The sequence below is a fragment of the Pseudomonas sp. CCI1.1 genome (assembly GCF_034348165.1).
Classification (GTDB): Bacteria; Pseudomonadota; Gammaproteobacteria; order Pseudomonadales; family Pseudomonadaceae; genus Aquipseudomonas; species Aquipseudomonas paracarnis.
Genome location: NZ_CP133780.1, coordinates 6,060,520 through 6,079,861, shown reverse-complemented (window position 1 = coordinate 6,079,861; position 19,342 = coordinate 6,060,520). Strand labels below are relative to the sequence as shown.

The following is a 19,342-nucleotide window of genomic DNA, read 5'->3' as shown; positions in this document are numbered from 1 at the left end:
CGTATCCAGTGACTGGTGTCGCGCTTTCGCGAGCAAGCTCGCTCCCACATTTTGATCTTCGTTGCTTTGAGTATTGCGTTCGCTTAACTGACCGGGATCAGGGCTTGCCAGCGATGCAGGCAAGCCAGCTCCCACAGTGAATTTCAGTCAACGTGCAATTCACGCCACATGTGGATCTTGTCGAAGTATTCGACGCCTACCCGCACCGCCAGTGGCTCCAGGCCGTACTGAATGAAACCGCAGCGCTGGTAGAGCGCAAAGGCGGCGTCATTGCCGGCGGTGACCGTCAGTTGGATCAGCTTCAGGCGCGGGTGGCGGCGGGCCTCTTCCAGTGCCGCTTGCACCAGTTGCCGCCCCAGCCCCTGCTGTTGATAAGCCTCGGTCACGTACATGCCGAACAAGGTCACTTTGTGCCGGGCCTTTTCCCGTGGCTCGAACGCAAGGCCGACAATACCCGCCAACTGATCGCCGTCGAAGGCGCCAAACAGACGGTCCAGCGGGCTGTCGAGGCGTTTTTCCCACCAGTTCAGGGGCATCAGAGCACGCTCGGCCACGCTGGAGGTGAACGCCTGGGGATAAGCGCCATACGCCTGTAGCATCAACGCCCGGTAAGCAGGCGCGTCTTTAGCCTCCAGCGCGCGAATGATCATGCGTCGATCAGCGACGCGCGGTAGAGCGGCAGGATCGTATCGCGGGTCAGCGGCGCCAATTGCAGGCCGCCATCGCCCGAGGGGTCGATCCAGCGGATTTCTTCAATTTCCGCCGCTGGCATCACCGCAACGTCGATCTGCACCTGGAACAGCTCGGCTTGCACGGTGAAGCCCGGTTCGTTGGCGGCAGGCGCCGAGAATTGGCCCAGGTACGTGGCGTCCTCTACCTTGATGTGCAGGTTCAACTCTTCATAAAGCTCACGGGCCAGCGCCTGGACGGGTTGTTCGCCCGTGTCGATCTTGCCGCCAGGTTGCATGAACGCCTGGGTGCCGCGCTTGCGCACCAGCAGGGTCTGGCCGGATTGATCAATGAGGATGGCGGCGGCGATGCGGATGGTAGAATCATTCATGAAAGAATCGAGGTCTCTTCGGGCTGTTTGATAAATACGCTGTACTTGGCGCCTTCCATCGCTTCGAACGCGATCAATTTGTCCACCAGCGGCAAGTTCAGCACTTTGCCGGCATTGAGCAACAGCATGCCGTTATCGGCGTTGAGGTTACGGGCCAACACCATACCGGCCTCAAGCTCACGGGTGGTGAGGACTTTGACCGTAGGGTCGCCCAGGGTCACGTCGCTGAGGAAGGTGGCGCAGGCTTGCACAAAATCTTCCACCAACGCCGGGTCATACAGGCGCCCGGCGTACTTGCGGATATACAACAGCGCTTCGTCGCTGTTGAGGTGTCGCTCCAGGATCAGGCCTTTCTGCAATTCGATAAAGTCCACCGCCAGCTTCAGCAGCCGTGAACCGGGCGGGATGGTATCGCCCTTGAGGTGGTCGGGAAACCCCGTGCCGTCCCAACGTTCCTGGTGATGACGAATGATCCGCGCCGCGTCCTTCATCGGCTCCAGGGTCATCAGCAACGACTCGCTCTGCCCCGGATACTCACGGTACAAACCGCGGTCGGTGCTATGCAGTTTGTCCGACGGTGCAACCATCATGCTGTCGGTCCAGCTCAACTTGCCGATGTTGTACAACGCGGCGGCCATGGTCAGGTCACGGGTGCTGGATTCGTCCATGGACTGGGCGGCGCAATACACGCGGATCAACTCGATCAACGCACGGTTGGTCTGTTTGTCCTTGGGCAAGCGCAGGTTGGCCAGCAGCGAGAAGACTTCGGTGCCGGTCACGTAGCTGCGCTTGAGCTCGTCGTAGGCCAGGTCGAGCATGTCGGCGGTTTGTTGCAACTCGGCGGTACGCGCCGCCACACGTTTTTCCAGGGTGGCGTTGAGCAGCTTGAGCTGTTCGGTCTGGTCTCGGGCCAGGCGTTCAAGCCGTTGGTGCTCGAGGGTTTGCTGCAACACCAGTTGCAACTCCTCGTCGTTCCAGGGTTTGCTGATGTAGCGGTGGATCTGCCCGTCGTTGATCGCCTTGATGATGGTGGTCAGGTCGGCGTAGCCGGTGAGCAGGATGCGGCTGGTGGCGGGATACAGGCGGTGGACCTCGGCCAGCAGCGTGGCGCCGTCCATGCCGGGCATGCGCGCATCGCTCATCACCAGATCGATAGGCCGGGTCGCCATGATCTCCAGCGCCTGGGCGCCGCTGGTGGCCAATACCACGTCATAGGGCTGGCCGCGCAGCAGGCGGCGCAGGCTGTTAAGGATCGACTCTTCATCGTCGACCAGCAAAACAACGGACTTCGTAGCGAGTTGTTCATCCATGGCGACTCTGCCTTCAAATTAAACGAAGTTAGGCTAAATTGAATCCGCGCAATACAAAGCGCGATTGATTTGACGCCAACTGGCCGTCGATATCAAGGGAACTCAACTATGCTGCACTGCATGCTCGCGCCCCGTTCAGTTGTAGAACCAGGGAAGGAATTGTCATGCCATCAAGCCTTTTGCACGTGCCGAGTACGCCATGAGGACGGAATCGGGCCGGGCCAACCGGCGCATCCTGATCGTGGATGACACGGCTTCGATCCACCAGGATTTCCGCAAGATCCTTTGTGCCGACGAGTACGGCGAGCCCTCCCTCGACACTCTGGAGTCCGCCCTGTTCGGCACCACGGTGCCGGTGCGCCAGGCGTTTGACCTGGACTCGGCCTATCAGGGCCAGGAAGCCTTGGCGCTGGTCAAGAAAGCCCTGGACGCCCACTCGCCCTACGCCATGGTGTTTATCGACATGCGCATGCCCCCTGGCTGGGACGGCCTGCACACCATCGAACAGTTGTGGGAGGTGGACCCCAACCTGCAAATCGCGCTCTGCACGGCCTATTCCGACTATTCCTTCGAGGCCATCGAAGCGCGCCTGAAGTACAACGACCAACTGCTGATCCTGAAAAAGCCCTTCGACCACCTGGAAATCCGCCAGATGGCCAGCGCCCTGACCTGGAAATGGCAACTGGCCCAGGACGCGGCCCTCAAGGTGATCAGCCTGGAGCGCACCATCGAGGAACGCGTGCAGGAGCTGCTCAAGGTCTCGCACTTATTGCAATACGACGCCCTGACGGAGTTGCCCAACAGCACGTTGCTGGGCGACCGCCTGACCCAGGCGATCGCCTTGGCCCGCAGGCACGACACGCAGCTGGCGGTGATGTTTCTGGGGCTCGACCGCTTCAAGCGCATCAACAACGCCCTGGGCTATCCGGCAGGCGACGAGGTGCTGGCGCAGGTGAGCCTGAGCCTGGTGGCGGCGGTGCGGGCGTCGGATTCGGTGTTTCGTTATGGCTCCGACGAGTTCGTGGTGCTGCTTAACGATATCCAGCATCCCCAGCAAACCCAGCACATTGCGCAAAAGGTACTCAATGCCGTCAGCGCGACTCGCCATGTCGCGGGGCATGACCTGAGTGTGAGCGCCAGCCTGGGCATCAGTATTTACCCCGATGACAGCGACAATGCCGTGGGTTTGCTCAAGCACGCTGAAACCGCGATGCGCACCAGCAAAGAACGCGGCCCGGGGGATCTCAGCTTTTACACCGAAGACATGAACCTGCGCGCCCAGCACCAGCAAAACCTGGAAAGCGCGATCCGCCAGGCGCTGGACCGCGATGAGTTTGTGCTGCATTACCAGCCCAAGCTGGCGCTGGAGACCGGGCGCATCGTCGGTGCGGAAGCGCTGACACGCTGGTTTCGACCGCAGTCGGGTTGGGTCAGCCCGGCGGAGTTCATTCCGGTCGCCGAAGACAGCGGCCTGATCGTACGCCTGACTCAGTGGGTACTGCGCCAAGCCTGTACACAGGCCCAAGCCTGGCGCGAGATGGGCCTGGCGCCCCTGCGCATGTCGGTGAACATCTCGGCGATCGACTTTCGCCAACGGGACTTCGTCGACAACCTGGCCGCCATCCTCAAGGACACCGGCCTGCCGCCCACCCAACTGGAACTGGAAATCACCGAAAGCGTGCTGATGCAGAACGTCGACGAAACCGTGGAAACCCTGCAAAAGATCAAGGCCATGGGCATCCGCCTGGCCCTGGACGATTTCGGCACTGGCTACTCCAGCCTCAGCTACCTGCGGCGCTTTCCCATCGACGTGCTGAAGATCGATCAATCCTTCGTGCGCGGCCTGCGCATCAATAGCCAGGACGAACAACTGATCAGCGCTATCATCGGCATGGGCAAGAGCCTGGAACTGAACATCATTGCCGAAGGCGTGGAAACCGTCGACCAACTGAATTTCCTCAAAGCCCAGCAGTGTGAGGAGGGCCAGGGTTTTCTGTTCAGCAAGGCGCTGCCTTCGAAAGATTTCGTGCAGTTGCTGCAAACGGATAGCGCGACACTGATGCCGGATCAATAAAATCATTAGCCCTGGGCCTGCAAGGAGTGCTCGCTTGAGCAATGTCGTAAACCACCGTTCCGGCCTGATGTTCGCGTTATGCCTGGGCACCGCATCGCTGTCAGCCGCGCCGCTGGACGAAGCACTCAAGCCCTTGCCGGCGGTTCCAGTACTGGACCCGGCCAAGGTTGAATTGGGTCGCCAACTGTTCAACGAGCCGCGTTTGTCGGTCAACAACACCTTGTCCTGCGCGAGCTGTCACCAACTGACCAGCGGCGGCGCCGACAACAAGCCATTCTCCATTGGCTTTGACGGCAAACCGGTGCAGATCAACACCCCGTCCGTGTTCAACGCCAGCCTGAACTTCAAGCAGTTCTGGAACGGTCGGGTGGACACGCTGGAGGCCCAGGTCGAGCAGGTGGTGATCAGCCCGGTGGAAATGGGCAGCGACTGGAATACCGTGGTGCGCAACCTGTCTGCCCTGCCCGCCTACCAGAACGCGTTCGAACAGGCCTATCCCGATGGCGTCACCGCTTCCAATGTGCAAAATGCCCTGGCCACCTACGAGCGCACGCTGCTGACACCCAACTCGCGGTTTGACCAATACGTGCTGGGCAACACCGATATCCTGACCCGCCAGGAAAAATACGGCTACCAACGCTTCAAGGATTACGGCTGCATCGCCTGTCACCAGGGCGTGAACATTGGCGGCAATATGTTCCAGAAGTTCGGCGTGATGGGCGACTACTTCAAGGCCCGCGGCAACCCGCTGGAATCAGACCTGGGGCGCTACCTGCTGACCCAGGATGAAGAGGACCGCCATGTGTTCAAGGTGCCCAGCCTGCGCAATGTGGCCGTCACGGCGCCGTACTTCCACGACGCCTCGGCCAAGACCCTTGAAGAGGCGGTTGACGTAATGTTCAAGTACCAGTTGGGGCGCAACCCGTCCCAGGAAGACAAGGACCTGATTATCCAGTTTCTCAAGACCCTGACCGGTGAATGGGCGGGCAAGCCGTTATGAGACCCTTGTCACGCCGACGCACCAGTCAGATCCTGCTAGGCCTCATCACCCTGCTCCTGGCCTCCACCCTGGTGTTTTTGTACCTCAAGTCTTCACGCGACCAGACAGCCACTTATACCCAGTCGCGCGACTTGATCCGCCAACTCCAGCAGCTCAATGCCCAGTGGGACAGCGAAGTACTCAAGGCCCGCATCGCGATCACCCACAACTACGACCCACTGGTCACACCGCTGACCGAAATGACCCGCATCGGCGCTGAACTGGAGAGCCGCGACACCTACCACAGCGCTGCCGACCTGCCCGGTTGGCAAGCCAGCCATGCGGCGTACCTGACGGCCATCGAGGAAAAAGCCCGGCTCGTCGACCAGTTCAAATCCCACAACGCAGTGCTGCGTAACTCATTGGCTTTTTTGCCGACGGCCGAAGACGACATCCAGGCCCAATTCAACAGCATGACCGACGAAGGCCGCCTGCAACTGCAAAGCGTGGCCACCGACACTTACGACCTGCTGCTCAGCAGCCTGGAGTTCGCCCAAGTCACCAGCGACGAACGTGCCGCCGATATCCTGGTGGGCCTGGGCAAGCTGGCCATCAACCAACAGAGCCTGCCCAGCGAGTTCCAGGCACCGGTGGAGATTCTCAGCAATCATATTTCGCTGATCCTGCGCGAACAGCCACTGGTCAACAGCCTGCTCGAGCGGATTGCCGCCGTACCGGTGGCCGAACACCTCGATGACCTGACCACTCACCTCAATCAGGACCAGCAGGCCACTGACCTCATCGATCATCAGTACCATCGCTACCTGCTGATCTTCTCGACCTTGCTGGTGGTGTTACTGCTTTATCTGGCGGTGCGCCTGTTGCGCAGCTTCGCCGAGATCAACCGCGTCAACCGCGCGTTGCAGGCCGCCAACGAAACCCTGGAGCAACGGGTGGAGCGGCGCACGCAACAGCTCAAGGATGCCCAGAGCGAGCTGATGGACAGCGCCCGCCAGGCCGGCATGGCGGAGATCGCCACCAACGTGCTGCACAACGTCGGTAACGTGCTCAACAGTGTGAACATCTCCGCCGACCTGGTCAGCCGCAAGTTGCGCAGCAGCAAGGCCCTCGGCCTGGGCAAGGCCATGCAACTGATCAACGCTCACCAAGGCGACCTGGGTACCTTCCTTACCGAGGATGAAAAGGGCAAGTTGCTGCCGGGCTATCTGAACCAGTTGGTCGAAGCGATTGCCACCGAACAGCAAGGCATGAGCGATGAGCTGGCGCAGTTGAGCAAAAGCGTGGACCACATCAAGGACATCGTCTCGACCCAGCAATCCTATGCGGGTGCGTCTACCTTGCTGGAGCCGGTCAATATCAGCGCCTTGATGGATGACGCCCTGCGCATGAACGCCGGCGCGCTGAGCCGTCACCATGTCACTGTTGTGAAGGCGTACGCCCCGGTGCCGGAGATATTGGCGGACAAGCACCGGTTACTGCTGATCATGGTCAACCTGATCAGCAATGCCAAATACGCCATGGACAAACTGTCTGAGCGGCCACGGCAAATCACCCTGGCGGTGGAATCGGTAGGCGATGAGACCCTGAAGATCAGTGTGAAGGACGATGGCGAAGGCATACCGCCCGAGAACATGGCACGCATCTTCACCCACGGTTTTACCACCCGCAAGGAAGGCCACGGCTTCGGCCTGCACAGCTGCGCCCTGGCCGCCGTGGAAATGAACGGCCAGCTCAGCGCCCACAGCGACGGGCCGGGCCTTGGCGCCGTCTTCACCTTGACCATCCCCTTGACCCTTGCCGGAAGCAGCTCATGAACCAACCTCCCAACCGGCGCATCCTGCTGATCGATGACACACCGTCCATCCATGAGGATTTTCGCAAGATCCTGATGCCCGACGAAGCCTCAACCGAAGCGCTGGATGAGATGGAGTCGGCACTGTTTGGCGACGCGGCCAAACCTCAAGCCCAGGCATTCGAACTGCACGGCGCTTATGGCGGCGAAGAAGGCCTGGGCTTGCTGACCAGCGCCATGGCGCAAGAGCGCCCCTATGCGTTGGCCTTCGTTGACATGCGGATGCCCCAGGGTTGGGACGGCGCCAAGACCATTGAAGAACTGTGGAAAGTCGCCCCTGACCTGCAAGTGGTGGTGTGCACCGCCTACTCGGACTATTCCTGGGATGACCTCTTGTTTCGCCTGCACGCCCACGACCGCCTGCTGATCCTGAAAAAGCCGTTCGACAACATTGAAGTCCAGCAAATGGCCAACACCCTGGCCAACAAATGGGACATGGCGCGCCGCGCGTCCCTGCAAACCTCGCAGCTGGAGCGGTTGGTGGAAGAACGCACCCAAGCGCTGCAACTGGAAATTGAAGAGCGCAAGCTCCTGGAAAGCCAACTGGTGCAGTCGGAAAAACTCGCCTCACTGGGGCAACTCGCGGCCGGTGTCGCCCATGAGATCAACAACCCGGTGGGCTTTATTTCCTCCAACCTCAGCACCCTCGACAGCTACTTCAAGCAGCTGCAACAGATGCTCGATGCCTACCAGCGCAGCGAAGCGCACATCGGGGCGCCAGAACATCGCGAACCGCTCACGGCATTGCGCAACGAGCTGGACCTGGATTTTCTCAAGGACGACATTCCGATCCTGATCCGCGAATCCAAGGACGGCATCGGCCGTGTGGTGCAAATCGTCAAGGACCTGAAGAACTTCTCACGGGTGGATAACGACCAGACCTGGCAATTCGCCAACCTGCAGCAAGGCATCGATTCGACGCTGAACATCGTCGCCAGCGAACTCAAGTACAAGGCCGATGTGGTCAAGCACTACACGCCGCTGCCGGAAATCGAATGCCTGGCCTCCCAACTCAACCAGGTGGTGATGAACCTGGTGATCAACGCCGCACAAGCCATGGGCCCTGAGCGCGGCACCATTACCATCAGCAACGGAGTGGAGGGCGAAAACGTGTGGCTGGAAGTCGCAGACAACGGCTGTGGGATTGCCCCCGACACCGTGCAGAAGATTTTCGACCCGTTCTTCACCACCAAGCCGGTGGGCGAAGGGACGGGGTTGGGGTTGTCGTTGTCCTACGGGATCGTCAAGAAACACCGTGGCGATATCAGCGTCAGCAGTGAGGTAGGCAAGGGTACGAAGTTTCGGGTAGTACTGCCGATTCGGCAGACGGCGGCGTAGGGCACGCCGCCGAATCATGCTCATGCGTCAGCTTTTTTCGGGCTCGACCCAAACGATGCAAAACGCTTGTTGAACCCGGCAATCCGGCCTTCGGCCTGGGTCTTGCGCTGCTGACCGGTGTAGACCGGGTGCGAGGCGCTGGAGACGTCCAGCGGGATGTAGGGATAGGTGTTGCCGTCGCTGTGCTTATGGGTGCGATCACTGTCGGCGGTGGAACCGATGAGGAAGAACACGTCGGCGGCAGTGTCGTGGAACAGCACGGTGCGGTAGTCGGGGTGGATACCAGCTTTCATGAGGCCTCCGGGGCGTCTGGGTGCGGTTGATTTGTTATACAGTAACACAACATCAAGCATCCAAACGAGAACCTTTTGCAATAAGGTTAGGCTTGTTGCGTCTAGTAAGCCGATGCTGAGAGCCGCCCGAAACTATCAATGCTGACAAGGGTTGAACCGAATCAAGCGCCGACAGGTGTCTATCCCAGGCCAGTCTGTCCCACCCGCGTTGCCAAACTGAATATTCCCACAGGTTGTCTATGGTTTCCTGACAGGCGCAGAATGGCGGATCGACCTGAAGAGTCCGAACCCAAGGAAACCGTATGAGCCTGTCCTTGTTAAGCCGCTACGCCTTCTTTGCTGTGTGCGTCATTTTCACCCTCGCCAGCCTCCCCTTTATCGAACATGAATGGCTGTGGCCGATCACGCTGGTCACCGGCGTACTCAGCCTGATCGGCATTGTCGACCTGCTGCAAAGCCCCCATGCGGTGCGCCGTAACTATCCGATCCTGGGCAATATCCGTTACCTGGTAGAAACCATCCGCCCGGAAATCCGCCAGTACCTGCTGGAGTCCGACAGCGACGCCCTGCCCTTCTCCCGCGCCCAGCGCTCGCTGGTGTATTCGCGCGCCAAGAACGAAACGGCGGACAAACCCTTCGGCACCCTGATTGACGTGTACCAGTCAGGCTTTGAATTTATCGGCCACTCCATGCGCCCTGCGCCACTGAGCGACCCCAGCAGCTTTCGCGTGATGGTCGGCGGCCCGCAGTGTGCACAGCCATACTCGGCGTCGGTGTTCAATATCTCGGCCATGAGTTTCGGCTCATTGAGCGCCAACGCGATCCGGGCACTCAACCACGGCGCCAAGCTCGGCAACTTTGCCCATGACACCGGCGAAGGCAGCATCAGCCCCTATCACCGAGAAAACGGCGGCGACCTGACCTGGGAACTGGGCAGCGGTTACTTCGGCTGCCGCACCAGCGACGGCCGTTTCGACCCCGAACGCTTCGCCGTGCAGGCCCAGAACCCGCAAGTGCGCATGATCGAAATCAAGATGAGCCAAGGTGCCAAGCCCGGCCATGGCGGGATCCTGCCCAAGCACAAGGTCACCCAGGAAATCGCCGATACGCGCGGCATCATGATGGGCGAAGACTGCATATCACCGTCACGCCACAGTGCGTTCTCCACGCCCATCGAGCTGATGCAATTCATCGCCCAATTGCGCGAACTGTCCGGCGGCAAACCGGTGGGCTTCAAGTTCTGCCTGGGCCATCCGTGGGAATTCATGGGCATCGCCAAGGCCATGCTCGAAACCGGCATCCTTCCGGATTTTATCGTGGTGGACGGCAAGGAAGGGGGCACCGGCGCCGCCCCCGTGGAGTTCACCGACCATATTGGCGTGCCACTGCGTGAAGGCTTGCTGTTCGTGCACAACACCCTGGTGGGCCTGAACCTGCGCGACAAGATCAAGCTGGGTGCCAGCGGCAAGATTGTCAGTGCGTTCGACATCGCCAGCGTCCTGGCCATCGGCGCCGACTGGGCCAACTCGGCGCGTGGTTTCATGTTCGCCATTGGCTGCATTCAGTCGCAGTCATGCCACACCAACAAATGCCCGACCGGCGTGGCGACGCAAGACCCACTGCGTCAACGTGCCTTGGTGGTGCCGGACAAGGCCCAGCGGGTATTCAACTTCCACCGCAACACGCTGCACGCTTTGGCCGAAATGCTCGCCGCCGCCGGGCTCGATCACCCGTCGCAGTTGTCGGCCAAGCACTTGGTGCGACGCATGTCGGCGACCGAGATCAAACTGTTTTCGCAGTTGCATGTATTCCTGAAGCCTGGGGAATTGCTCACCGGGGAAGTGAACGGCGAGTTTTATTCGCGGATGTGGCAGATGGCGCGGGCGGACAGTTTTGAGCCGCATGAAATTGCTGCTGCCTAAAGGACACCTAGCATGTTGAAAGTCATCGCCGAAGACTTTATCAAGCCCGAACATGTGGAAACCGTGCGCCCCTGGTACGCCGAACTGGTGGAAAAAACCCGCCAGGAACCGCTGTGCATTGCCTACGACTTGTTTGTCGATCAAAAAGACCCCGGGCACTTCATTTTTATCGAGCAATGGCCGGATCAAGCGGCGCTGGATGCGCACTGCCAGACCGAGCACTTCACCCGGTTGGTGCCCCAGATCAATGAGCATCAAGCCAAGCCATGCCGGGTCTTGTTGATGGACGCTTTCTGACAAGACCCGCCGCCTGCTGAACCGGACCACCGACGGCATCGTTGAAACAAGGAGATTCACATGCCGTTATTGGACTTCGTCGCTATCGCCGCGCAACTGCCCGACAGTTGGACATCCACACGTCTGGGCCAGGTTGGCCCGGCGCGGATCAAAGTACTGCGCATGGATGAACAGGCGTACGAGGAAGAGACCCACGACTACAACGAAGGGTTGTTGGTGATCAGCGGGTACTTGCACCTGCGCATCGGTGATCAAGCCATCAGGGTGGACGCCGGCCAGATGTACCTGGTGGAAGCCTGCACTGCCCACGGTGTGCTCATAGGCAGCCAGGGCACCCTGGTGATCATTGATCTCTAGAGACATTCAGTAATACCCAGCCTTTGCAATTGCTTACAAATACCGCCAACCTGCGCCCGCCCTACGTGCGGCGACGCCCACGCTCACCTATCGTCAATCAACTACTTGTTCAAGAGCCCGCTGCCATGCTGAACGGACGCGACCCGCGCATCGATTTTTTTCGGGGCCTGGCGTTGATCTTCATTTTCTGGGATCACGTGCCTCACAACCCCCTGGCCAATGTCACCGTGCAGAACTTCGGCTTCAGTGACGCCGCCGAAATCTTCGTGTTCCTGGCCGGCTACGCGGCGGTGCTGGCCTACGGCAAGATCCTGCTGCGCGACGGCTACGTGTTTGCCTGCGTGAAGATCCTGCGCCGGGTATGGACGCTTTACGTGGTGCATATTTTCCTGTTGGCGTTGTTGATGGGCATCGTGATTTTTGCCAACAGCCATATCGAAACCCGCGATCTGGTGCAGGAGATGGGCCTCGAGTATTTCCTCACTCACACCCAGCAGGCCCTGCTCGATGAGCTGTTGCTGCGCTTCAAACCCAACCTGACCGACCCATTGCCGCTGTATATCGTGCTGATGATGAGCCTGCCCATTACCCTGCCGCTGCTGGTGCGAGCGCCCACGCTGATGGTGGCGATATCGTTAGCGGTGTATCTGCTGGCGCCTTGGCAAGGCTGGAACCTGCCGGCCAGCAACGGCGGCGTGTGGTACTTCAACCCTGTCACCTGGCAATGCCTGTTTATCCTCGGCGGTGCGTCGGCCTTGCGTTCGCCAGGCCCGGTCGATGCACGCCCGCTGCTGCGCCAACCGCTATTGGTGGCCGCTGCGGTCTACGTGTTGGTGACCTGCGTGATCACCTTGTCGTGGCGCTGGCCCGAGGTGCACGACGCCTGGATGCCGAGGGCGATTGGCGAATGGCTGTACCCCATCAGCAAGACTGACCTGTCCCCCGTGCGCCTGCTGCACTTCCTGGCCTTGGCCTACGTCACCGCCAAACTCCTTCCCGATGTCGGCTGGACGCAACAGTGGCTGGCCCGACAACTGGCGCGGATGGGGCGTTATTCCCTGGAAGTGTTTTGCCTGGGGGTGGTGTTGGCACCGTTGGCCGATATGCTCAATGCCATGGCCGGCGACTCCCTGGCGATCAAGCTGACCACGGCCCTGGCAGGGGCGGCGCTGATGGCGGCACTCGCGGGGTGGCTGGACGTGAACAAGCAACTGAACCAACGCGCCGCCGCCCGCGCCGCATCGCTACATAGTTAGCCACGGCGCCCATCAGCGGGATGGTTCCATTGCCCTTCCACCTCACCGTGAAAGGAAATGGCGCCATGCCCACCCAGTTACTGCTCAACGGTTTATCCGGGACCTTGCAAGACAGCGAGTCCTGGAACCGGCAACAAGCCCTGGCAATGATCCGCGACACCGTCGCCCAGACCCTGGCCAGCCTCACGCCCCCCCAACAACGTGAGTATGTGAAGCTGCAGCGCGAGGCACATCGCGCACTCATGGCGGTGGAAGCCGCCAACAACACCCTGATCAGCACCTTCAAGGCGCAGGGCCTGGCACGCCTGAGGGCGAAGGTCGGCGGCCAGGATCCAGAAAAAATCTACCTGCACACACGCTATCTGGAACCGGTCTCGCCGCCCCTCCCGTGGGAGCCCCGTGCCAGCACGGTCAACGGCCTGAACCCCAAGCGCTTTCGCAGGGCGTATGACGAATGGAAATACCGGCCGCACCTGTCGACGATGTCATTGTGGGAAGCCGCGTGCCTGAACTTCAGTTTCGCCACCCAGACGCGCCAGGCTTCCGGCCACACATTCGTCGACGCTTCCTACCTGTCCGGCAGCCACGACAAGTCGCTGACGGTGGAGTCGTTTATCGCGATCACCCGCGAGCTGGACCTGGGCGGCGCGCTGCAAGCAACCCTCAATGCGCAGTTGCGCCCGGACGGCAACCTGCATGCCCTGTTGCGCACCAGTGCACGTGCCTGCCTGCGCTTCGAGGCCCTAGAGGCCTATCGCAATCGCCGCAGCTCTGGCCTGACCCTTGGGCTTTACAACACGTTGATCGAGGCCATCGACAAGGATGAAACGGTCCAGCACATTGAGCAATTGGCGCTGAGCAAACCGTCAGGTGTGTTTCCGCAGGTCACCCTCACGCCGCCCGCCAGTGCTGTTCCATTGCCGCTGCTGCTGATTCCGGTCGCCAGCCTTGGAGTAGTCTCCTACTTCCCTTTCCGCCCCGGTGGCGCGCTGCGTTTCCATCCCGATGCACGCAGCGCCCATGCCCAATTTCTGGCGCAACTCAAAGAAAGCCATCGCAAACACGACCTGGGCTGGTTTTCTCGCCAGTTGCCGATCACCGAACTCAACGAGTTCAAACGCCTGTTGTACGCGCAAGAGCGCCCCGAGGGTTTGTCTGCCGCTGCCGCTTTTCTGTACGACAGCCTGCACTACCTGTTCCCCGAGCACACGCTGGCTGACCTGCGCTTCACACCCGTGCCCAAGAGCCCGCGTCCCGTTTCAGTGGTCGACACCTTGACCGCCTCGATGGTGCAACAATTGCAGTCCAACCTGGCCACATTGGCCAATACCCGTACGGACCGCGACGTGCAAGCCGTCATCGATGGCGCCGCCGCGATTGCCGCCGAAGTCCTGGAATTGTTGCTGACGCCTGTACCGGGCGGCGTCACCGGCTTGAACCGGGTCATGCACGTGGCGGTATTCGGCAGCCTGGCCCACAGCGTCACGCAGGGCGTCAACGAAGCGCTCAAGGGCGAGGCCAGTACCTTTGCCGCCGCGATGGGTGACGTCGCCGACCTGGCAATCAGCGGCCTGCTGATCTCTACCGCCGGCCGAGTACATCGTCGCCGCATGAACCAGTTGCTCCAGCAACTGGGCAACCCGCGCAAAGTCACGCGCAACGATGGCAGCCCTGCGCTGTGGAAACCCGACATCAGCCCTTACGCGATCCTCGACCAGCATCTGCTCAACGGCCAGATAGCCAATGCCCAGGGGATCTATTCGCTCAGGGGCAAACAGTACGTGTGGCTTCAAGCGGCCGAGCAAAAACACGTGGTGGAGGTGGGCTACGACAACCGCCTGATGCGCTTTGTGCTCAAGAACGACCACCAGGGCGGCTTTGCCCCACCGATTGTGTTCACCCCGCACCTGGACGCGTGGACGCTGGACCTGCAAAACGCACACACCCTGTCCAACGTGCAATTGGCCGAACGCATGCTGCCCAATGGCGCTGCCGCCGTGCCCATTGAGTCCATGGAAAACCTGCTGCGCAGCACGGCCACCAGCCGCAGTACCCTGGATGGTATCTGGGCAGGCCAGCCGACGCCGGTCAACCTTACCGAAGGGGTGCGTCGACTGCAGGCCGACCGTGTGATCGAACAACTCATCCACACCTTTCATCGACGCGGCCACATGCCGCCCCACGCCGACGGTGCCGTGCTGTGCCTGCTGACTCAATTACCGGAGTGGCCGGCGGGCGCGGCAATCAATGTGTATGACGGCCAAGGCAATCTGAGCGAAACCTACAGCGCCAGTGAGCAGACGACCACGGCCATTAATATCAAGCGGCGCGACGATGGCCGCTACGCGGGGCTTGATGATCCTGCTGACAGCGAAACGACGAGGCAGGCACTGTTTGAGCTGATCCTGCGCCAGCAACCCGCCGGTTCCGTATTGGGCAAGGCCGGTAGCCCGCTGCTCGACAATACCCAGCGTATCGCCCGCTTGCGCCTGCAAATCAGCGCCCTGGCCCAGGCCCGACGTGCCGACCTGTTCAACGCCATGACTCGTTTCGCCGGTTACGCCCGCCACGAAATGCCTGCGGACCATCCGGCCCGTTCGCTTGTACCCACCAGGGTGGCTCAACCGCTGGTAGCGATCACGCCATTGCTGCGAAAACTGCACGAACGCTATCCCCCGCTCACGCCAGCCAACCTGGCACAATTGCTTGAGCAACACCCACTGACCTCAGAGCAGCAAGCACGCTTTTTACAGGACGCCACCCTGCCACCCACAGTCCATCAAGGGCTGGAACAACACCGCATCGCGTTGCGTCTCGATGCCGCCATCGACGGCCTGTACCATTCGCGCCCGTTCAATCCAGACAACGACCAGTGGGCCCGGGAGTTTGCATCCAGCCTGCTACGCACGCGGCTCAACCGCGCTTTCGTGGTGACCGAGGTCGTCGATGGCGTTATCACCCGGCCCTATGTCTCGACGGGGCCCGATGACACCACGGTTGAACTGCGCCATTACGGCGAAGGCCGCTACGAAGCGTATGACATGCGCAACGGCGGCACCATTCCTGTATCGCCCACCACCGACAGTTTTTACCTGGCCATTGCCTCGGTGCTGCAACCTCACGAACGCACCCAATTGGGCACGACCGCCGACACCGATGCCAAGGGCCTGCGCAAAACCCTGGGCGACCTGATGAGCGAACGGCGCGGCCCCGAAGGTGTCAGCCTGCTCAACGGTTCTCTGGGGCAGTACGAACAGAATGTGCTGCTGCCGGCGCACGTGCAGGCCAATGCCGAGGGCATCTATCAATGGCGAGACCAGCAGTTGATTGCCCTCTACGGCTCGCTGTATCCGATCACATTCGATCAACAAGTGCTCAAGTGGCGGCTCAAGCATCCGCAGAAAGTCGGCGTCGATACACCACGGCTCGAACACAATGGCCACGGCGCCTGGCGCTTGGCCAGCGAAGACCCGCTTAGCTGGGATGACCATGCATTGCTCTATCGCCTGGGCCCGCAAGAGCTCCACATCGACCGGCCAACCTCGGCACGCATCCTCGCCATCACCGATACCCCGGCTCGGGCCCTGCGTGAAGTGCACAGCGCCGGCCTGCCGCCACCGCCGCTGCTTGCCGATACCCGTAAGCGGGTGGCTATCGAGCGGCAAATCCTGCACTTCATCGAGGCCATGCGCACGGCGTCAGCCCGCCACAACGCCCGCCCGACCCTGCAATTGATGTTGCTGAGCCTGCTGCCGGGCTGGCCTGAGACCCATGTGTTGCAAGTGGTGGGCAGACAACGCCAAGTACTGGCGCAATACCCGGCCAGGGTCAAAAACCCCATAGAGAAGATCTTGATTTCAGAAGCCGACGCCCGAGGGCCGACGCCGCTGCACGATGCGGCACTCAATGACACCCTGGTCCAGGCACTGCTGGGGGAACTGCCAGGCACCGTGCAAGAACGCCAGTTCAAGTTGGCAAAGAAAATCGCCGAGTACGCCTACCAGGAACGGGCCCAGTTGTTCGAGCAGTTTTACACGCAAAGCGAACAGCCCGGCACACTTCTGGAGACGCGCCTGAAAGCTCAACATCCCCATCTGCCCGTCAGTGCCGTCAGGGCCATCCTCGGCCAGGCCACGCTCAAAGAACAGCGCCAGCTCCAGGACAAGGATCAGGTCGGCCTGCGCCTGGCCGAACAAGCCCGGCTGACCGCCAACGACCTGCGCCTCAACCGTGCGTATGAAGGCCTGTACCTGACCACCCTGATGAACCCCGACAGCGACTCCATCATCCTGCACTTGCTCAAAACCCTTCCGGGCTGGCCTGCACAATTGCGCCTGGATGTTCACTCTGAACGCGACCCGGGGCGCCTGCTCGAGAGCGGCGGTAATCTGAACGGCACCGATCGCCGCTCACTTATTCGGGAGGGTGGGCGTTACCGTGCGCTCGACGCACAAGGCCGTTCACTCAACGATCCGGCAGACAGTACCTGTGACCTGTTGAGCGCGATTATCCTGCTGCTGTCGACACGCGAATGCGAGGCCTTGGGCGTGGCTGACCGGCTGGACCCAACGGCGCTGCAGGCGCGTATCGTCGACCTGGCGCTCAACCAGCGTGTGTCGATCAAACGGTTGCTCGACCTGCCCCATATTCCGCCATGGCTGCAGCCGCCCATGCAGGTAAACAGCTCGTTCGTGGTGTACCCGCTTTCACTGCAAAACCTGTGGCCCGCCCGCCCCCTTCGGTCGCCAGACCTGATCAGCAAAGTCCAGGCGCTCTACCCCAGCCTCAATGCGATGCACGCCGGTGATCTGATCGACTCACTGGGCCTGTCACAACCCGCCCTGCTGCTGGAACTGGAACGGCGCAGAGTCGAATACGCCAGCCTGGATTACGGTTTGACTCGGTGGGCAGAAACCCCGCAGCCCATTGACGACTCTGCCACCGACCCCTTGGGGCTGAACATGGGCCGGCGGCGCCACCTGGCCCAGCACATTCGTCGGGCCTGGCGCCGGGAAACCTGGCGCGGCCATATCCACGGCCAGTTCGATACCCACTGTATGATCCTGCGTCTGGATGACAACAACCTGCCCGACGCCGACTTCATCCTGGGAACACGGGGCTTTGAACACATTGAATACCTGAACATCTCGGGCAATGCTTTCCCGCCCACCGGCAACGCCTTTCTGAGTCGCTTTTCCAATCTGCGTACGCTGAATATCGATTGCCTGCTCAACGAGTTGCCCGTCGAAATCACCCAGATGCGCCAGCTGCAAATTCTGAACCTGGGTGGCAACAACATCACCTTGACCGAGGAGGCTCGCCAACGCTTGGGGCAAATGACGGCGTTGCAGGAGTTGAACCTGAACGACAACCCGTTGCGCCTGGCTCCGGACGTCAGCGCCATGGAGCGTTTACGAATCCTCAACCTGCGTAACACCCAGCTCGATCAATGGCCCGCCGGGGCTGAAAGCAGGCCTCTCCTGACCCAACTGCTGCTCCAGGAGAATCAACTGACGACGTTGCCGCCGACGCTGTTCCAATCCGATCGAAGGGTCCGCTCCAGCCGCAATATCAATTTGCATGACAACCCGCTGAATGCCGAGTCCCTGGCATTGATAGGTGAATACCGCCTGCGCACCGGGAACACCGCCGGTGGGCCACTACCCGGAATTGTCCATCAACTGCTCCCGGCAGATTGTTCCGATTGGTTGAGCGGCATACCGCAGGCTGAACACGCACAACGCCGCACCCTCTGGGACCAACTGCTGCAGATCGAAGAGCCCAGGCCCGATGACGCCTTTCGGGTGTTCCGGGATTTGACCAGCGCTTATGCCTATCGCAATACGCATTTGCGCCCAGCATTGACCAAACGCGTCTGGAAACTGATGGAGGCCATGGGCGACTCCACTGAATTGCGCAATGAAATCTTCCTCAACACCTACCTGGCAGGCACCTGCGGCGACGGTGCGCTGTTGACCTTCATTGATATGGAAATCGCGCACCGGCGTCACCAGGCCAAGGTGCAACCCGCCACTCTGCAAGCCAGCCGCGAACTGATGGAACTGAGCATCAGCGTATTCTTCCTGCGTGAACTGGACCAATTCGCCGAGGAACATATTCTGGCGCTGCGTGCCGCTGACAAAAACCCGGACGACGTTGAAATCAAGCTTTACTTGCGCATAGCGCTGGCTCAGGAGTTCAGCCTGCCGGTAGGTCGCGAGGAAATGCTGTACTCGGTCGACAGCTGGGTCAGCGCCGCAGACGTCACCCGCGCTCGCCAGCGGCTGCAAGCGCTCAAGAACACCGACGCCGCGTACGAAGCGCTGATGACCGAACCCTTCTGGATCGAGTTCATGACGCGCCACCTGCCAGAGCCATTCACGGCCATTCGGGACACCACGCGCCACAAAATCGAAAGGCTTAATCGGGAGGAATTGGACAGACGCTCGGACGCCTACCTGGACCGGCGCCAGGCAATCATCGACGATGAAAAGGAGGAGTTGGCCTCGCTGCTGCGACAACTGACGCAAGCCATACGGGCGTCAATCACCCGGCCCTGAAAGAAAACGGCCCGCCTGCTGCG

Annotated in this window: 13 protein-coding genes; 9 read left to right on the top strand and 4 right to left on the bottom strand. The window is 60.7% G+C overall.

Annotated elements, in window-relative coordinates; all coding sequences use genetic code 11:
• Positions 1-143: 143 nt before the first annotated feature.
• From RHM69_RS27450 to RHM69_RS27440, 3 genes are read right to left on the bottom strand one after another with little or no spacing between them, the layout of a single operon-like run.
• Positions 144-650: a GNAT family N-acetyltransferase gene (locus RHM69_RS27450; protein WP_014717115.1), complete on the bottom strand. Its 507-nt coding sequence runs from the start codon at positions 648-650 to the stop codon at positions 144-146.
• Positions 647-1,060 carry an NUDIX hydrolase gene (locus RHM69_RS27445; RefSeq protein WP_200599150.1) on the bottom strand — a complete coding sequence of 138 codons (414 nt, stop codon included), beginning with the start codon at positions 1,058-1,060 and terminating at the stop codon, positions 647-649. The genes RHM69_RS27450 and RHM69_RS27445 overlap by 4 nt, the downstream gene beginning before the upstream one ends.
• Positions 1,057-2,370 carry an HD domain-containing phosphohydrolase gene (locus tag RHM69_RS27440; protein WP_014717113.1) on the bottom strand — a complete coding sequence of 438 codons (1,314 nt, stop codon included), beginning with the start codon at positions 2,368-2,370 and terminating at the stop codon, positions 1,057-1,059. Before RHM69_RS27440 ends, RHM69_RS27445 begins: the two co-directional genes overlap by 4 nt.
• A gap of 199 nt (positions 2,371-2,569) precedes the next feature.
• On the opposite strand from RHM69_RS27440, the gene RHM69_RS27435 reads away from it, so the two are divergent.
• From RHM69_RS27435 to RHM69_RS27420, 4 genes are all read left to right on the top strand, one after another.
• A complete protein-coding gene (locus RHM69_RS27435) occupies positions 2,570-4,444 on the top strand; it encodes a putative bifunctional diguanylate cyclase/phosphodiesterase (RefSeq protein ID WP_020301183.1) in 1,875 nt (624 codons plus the stop codon).
• Between the two features lie 67 nt (positions 4,445-4,511).
• Complete coding sequence (locus RHM69_RS27430; protein ID WP_416151980.1) at positions 4,512-5,444, top strand: cytochrome-c peroxidase; 933 nt, start codon at positions 4,512-4,514, stop codon at positions 5,442-5,444.
• Entirely contained in the window at positions 5,441-7,258 is a 1,818-nt protein-coding gene (locus tag RHM69_RS27425; protein WP_060767101.1) for a DAHL domain-containing protein, read from the top strand. Before RHM69_RS27430 ends, RHM69_RS27425 begins: the two co-directional genes overlap by 4 nt.
• Positions 7,255-8,634: an ATP-binding protein gene (locus RHM69_RS27420; RefSeq protein ID WP_014717109.1), complete on the top strand. Its 1,380-nt coding sequence runs from the start codon at positions 7,255-7,257 to the stop codon at positions 8,632-8,634. Before RHM69_RS27425 ends, RHM69_RS27420 begins: the two co-directional genes overlap by 4 nt.
• A gap of 20 nt (positions 8,635-8,654) precedes the next feature.
• On the opposite strand, the gene RHM69_RS27415 is transcribed toward RHM69_RS27420, so the two are convergent.
• Positions 8,655-8,927, bottom strand: coding sequence for a type B 50S ribosomal protein L31 (locus RHM69_RS27415; protein WP_014717108.1), 273 nt, complete (start codon positions 8,925-8,927; stop codon positions 8,655-8,657).
• Positions 8,928-9,229: 302 nt separating this feature from the next.
• Here RHM69_RS27415 and RHM69_RS27410 point away from each other — a divergent pair, with 302 nt between their 5' ends.
• The 5 genes from RHM69_RS27410 (at position 9,230) to RHM69_RS27390 (ending at position 19,319) form a co-directional block, all read left to right on the top strand.
• Positions 9,230-10,849: an FMN-binding glutamate synthase family protein gene (locus RHM69_RS27410; protein ID WP_020301187.1), complete on the top strand. Its 1,620-nt coding sequence runs from the start codon at positions 9,230-9,232 to the stop codon at positions 10,847-10,849.
• A 12-nt stretch (positions 10,850-10,861) separates the two neighbouring features.
• Positions 10,862-11,146 (top strand): putative quinol monooxygenase, encoded by a 285-nt coding sequence (locus RHM69_RS27405; protein WP_014717106.1) that lies wholly within the window; start codon positions 10,862-10,864, stop codon positions 11,144-11,146.
• A gap of 60 nt (positions 11,147-11,206) precedes the next feature.
• On the top strand, positions 11,207-11,503 hold the full coding sequence (locus RHM69_RS27400; protein ID WP_200599148.1) for a cupin domain-containing protein: 297 nt from the start codon (positions 11,207-11,209) through the stop codon (positions 11,501-11,503).
• 125 nt (positions 11,504-11,628) lie between these two features.
• On the top strand, positions 11,629-12,759 hold the full coding sequence (locus RHM69_RS27395; protein ID WP_019817685.1) for an OpgC family protein: 1,131 nt from the start codon (positions 11,629-11,631) through the stop codon (positions 12,757-12,759).
• A 65-nt stretch (positions 12,760-12,824) separates the two neighbouring features.
• Complete coding sequence (locus RHM69_RS27390; RefSeq protein ID WP_200599147.1) at positions 12,825-19,319, top strand: NEL-type E3 ubiquitin ligase domain-containing protein; 6,495 nt, start codon at positions 12,825-12,827, stop codon at positions 19,317-19,319.
• The last annotated feature ends 23 nt before the right edge of the window (positions 19,320-19,342 follow it).

Coding starts and splice junctions, on each gene's coding strand:
- RHM69_RS27415 (WP_014717108.1), bottom strand. CDS start 8,927: ATGAAAGCTGGTATCCACCCCGACTACCGCACCGTGCTGTTCCACGAC.
- RHM69_RS27445 (WP_200599150.1), bottom strand. CDS start 1,060: ATGAATGATTCTACCATCCGCATCGCCGCCGCCATCCTCATTGATCAA.
- RHM69_RS27395 (WP_019817685.1), top strand. CDS start 11,629: ATGCTGAACGGACGCGACCCGCGCATCGATTTTTTTCGGGGCCTGGCG.
- RHM69_RS27405 (WP_014717106.1), top strand. CDS start 10,862: ATGTTGAAAGTCATCGCCGAAGACTTTATCAAGCCCGAACATGTGGAA.
- RHM69_RS27425 (WP_060767101.1), top strand. CDS start 5,441: ATGAGACCCTTGTCACGCCGACGCACCAGTCAGATCCTGCTAGGCCTC.
- RHM69_RS27440 (WP_014717113.1), bottom strand. CDS start 2,370: ATGGATGAACAACTCGCTACGAAGTCCGTTGTTTTGCTGGTCGACGAT.
- RHM69_RS27420 (WP_014717109.1), top strand. CDS start 7,255: ATGAACCAACCTCCCAACCGGCGCATCCTGCTGATCGATGACACACCG.
- RHM69_RS27450 (WP_014717115.1), bottom strand. CDS start 650: ATGATCATTCGCGCGCTGGAGGCTAAAGACGCGCCTGCTTACCGGGCG.
- RHM69_RS27430 (WP_416151980.1), top strand. CDS start 4,512: ATGTTCGCGTTATGCCTGGGCACCGCATCGCTGTCAGCCGCGCCGCTG.
- RHM69_RS27410 (WP_020301187.1), top strand. CDS start 9,230: ATGAGCCTGTCCTTGTTAAGCCGCTACGCCTTCTTTGCTGTGTGCGTC.
- RHM69_RS27390 (WP_200599147.1), top strand. CDS start 12,825: ATGCCCACCCAGTTACTGCTCAACGGTTTATCCGGGACCTTGCAAGAC.
- RHM69_RS27400 (WP_200599148.1), top strand. CDS start 11,207: ATGCCGTTATTGGACTTCGTCGCTATCGCCGCGCAACTGCCCGACAGT.
- RHM69_RS27435 (WP_020301183.1), top strand. CDS start 2,570: ATGAGGACGGAATCGGGCCGGGCCAACCGGCGCATCCTGATCGTGGAT.